This is a genomic window from Streptomyces sp. MB09-01, assembly GCF_033794505.1.
GTDB lineage: Bacteria > Actinomycetota > Actinomycetes > Streptomycetales > Streptomycetaceae > Streptomyces.
In genome coordinates this window covers 1-1,535 of record NZ_JARAYQ010000539.1, presented here as the reverse complement: position 1 = coordinate 1,535, position 1,535 = coordinate 1, and the positions used below count along the sequence as shown (strand labels likewise).

The 1,535-nt window shown below is 72.6% G+C and carries 1 pseudogene; it reads left to right on the top strand.

The features are described 5' to 3' along the window. Nucleotides 1–12 precede the first annotated feature (12 nt). Nucleotides 13–1,095: pseudogene (locus PV721_RS43285) on the top strand (epoxide hydrolase); the annotation flags it as partial. Between the last annotated feature and the right edge of the window lie 440 nt (nt 1,096–1,535).

The window sequence follows — 1,535 nt, the reverse complement described above, 5'->3', positions numbered from 1 at the left end:
TTTTAAAAGAAGGGGTTGTCGGAAGGGTTTCCGCTCGAGCGGGTGCGGGAGCTCGTCGGGTACTGGCGCGACGGGTACGACTGGCGCGCGGCGGAGGCGCGGCTGAACGAGTGGCCGCAGTTCACCACGGTCATCGACGGGGCGCGGGTGCATTTCGCGCACCTGCGCTCGCCCGAGCCGGACGCGACGCCGCTGCTGATGACGCACGGCTGGCCGGGGTCGTTCGTCGAATTCCAGCGGGTGGCGGGTCCGTTGACCGATCCGCGGGCGCACGGCGGGGATCCGGCCGACGCCTTCCACCTGGTGCTGCCGAGCATCCCCGGGTTCGGGCTCTCCGGTCCCACGACCGAGGCGGGCTGGGAGTTCAAGCGGGTGGCACGGGCCTTCGGCGTGCTGATGGAGCGGCTGGGGTACGGGGACTACGGGGTGCAGGGCGGCGACTGGGGAGCCGCGATCTCGCGGGAGCTGGGGCGTATCCATCCGGACCGTGTGATGGGGGTGCACCTGAACCTGTTGCCCGGGGGCGGCGCCACCGCCGAGCCCCGGCCCGAGGAACTGGCCGCGCTTTCCGCCGCCGAGCAGGAGCGGACCCGGGCTTCCTGGGAGCGGTACCGGACCTGGGCGCGTGAGCGGCAGGGGTACGCCGACATCCAGGCGACCCGGCCGCAGACCCTCGCCTACGCGCTGAACGATTCACCGGTCGGGCTGCTCGCCTGGATCGCCGAGAAGTTCGACGAGTGGAGCGACCCCGGGTGCCCGGTCGACCGGGACCAGCTGCTCACCAACGTGATGCTGTACTGGCTGACCGGTACGGCGGGCAGCGCTGCCCGGATCTACTACGAGCGGGCCCACGCCGACTACGCCGGGCAGCCGCCCGAGGTGTCGCACACCCCGACCGCACTCGCCGACTTCCCCCGGGACAACTTCATCCCCCTGCGGCACGTCGCCGCGCGCACCGACAGCATCGTGCGCTGGACCTCGTACGACCGGGGCGGCCACTTCCCCGCGATGGAGGTGCCCGAGCTGCTGGTGGGGGACGTACGTGCCTTCTTCCGTCAACTCCGCCAGCTGCGACAACTCGGGCACATCCGGTAACTCCGGCAGGGCGGCTGACCGGAGAGCCTGGCGGGCGTCCCGTCGGCGGAATTGGGGCGGGCCGGGCACCGATCGGCTGTGGTGATCACGCGGTGATGGACGAGCAGAGGACACGGCCCGTACTGGCGGGCGGCGAACGCGCCACCCTGACCAGCGTCCTGGAGTGGCAGCGGGACGACCTGCCCGCCACAACGGGCATGCGGAACTGCTGCGCGAGGCGATCGACGGGACGACGGGGGAGTAGTCCCCCGATGCCTGCCCGGCCGCAGACCGGGCGTCCCCCCGACTTCCCCGACTTCCCCGATGTGCCCTCACGTCCCCGCGCCGCGGTGCCGCTGCGGCCGGGCGGCCGCGTCGGGCCTGCTAGGGCCGGGCGGCTGTGATGCGGTCCACCGCCTCCAAGGCGGATGGCCAGGGGAAGTGGGGCGGGGCGTCGGGGC